At 49.8% G+C, this 592-nt stretch carries 1 rRNA gene; it reads right to left on the minus strand.

Annotation, left to right across the window (positions count from 1 at the left end):
• Positions 1-592, minus strand: a 23S ribosomal RNA gene (locus ABD873_RS13015); the annotation flags it as partial.

Below are 592 nucleotides of genomic sequence, written 5' to 3' on the forward strand. Positions count from 1 at the left end.
CTCCTCGACTACCTGTGTCGGTTTACGGTACGGGTTTTCTTTACCTGAAGCTTAGCGGTTTTTCTTGGAAGTCTGATTACCTGCTCTATCAGCGCCCCCGAAGGTTTGCTGTACTATTGGGCCTCAGCAAGAACTGCGGATTTGCCTACAGCTCCTATACCTACACCCTTTAACGAACTATTCCGTCAGTCCGCGGCAGTGTCACTACTCCGTCTCCACATCGCAGTAAAGAAAAGTACTGGAATATTAACCAGTTGTCCATCGGCTTTCTCCGTTCGGATGCGCCTTAGGCCCCGACTAACCCTGATCCGATTAGCGTTGATCAGGAAACCTTAGTCTTTCGGTGGGCGGGTTTCTCACCCGCCTTATCGTTACTTATGCCTACATTTGCTTTTCTATAAAGTCCACCACACGTCACCATGCGGCTTCTCCCTCGATAGAATGCTCCCCTACCACTCTCGCTAATGCAAGAATCCATAGCTTCGGTAGTGATCTTGATGCCCGTTTATTATCCACGCCCGGTCGCTCGACTAGTGAGCTGTTACGCACTCTTTAAATGAATGGCTGCTTCCAAGCCAACATCCTAGCTGTC

This window comes from Sphingobacterium thermophilum (assembly GCF_039541675.1).
Lineage (GTDB): Bacteria > Bacteroidota > Bacteroidia > Sphingobacteriales > Sphingobacteriaceae > Sphingobacterium > Sphingobacterium thermophilum.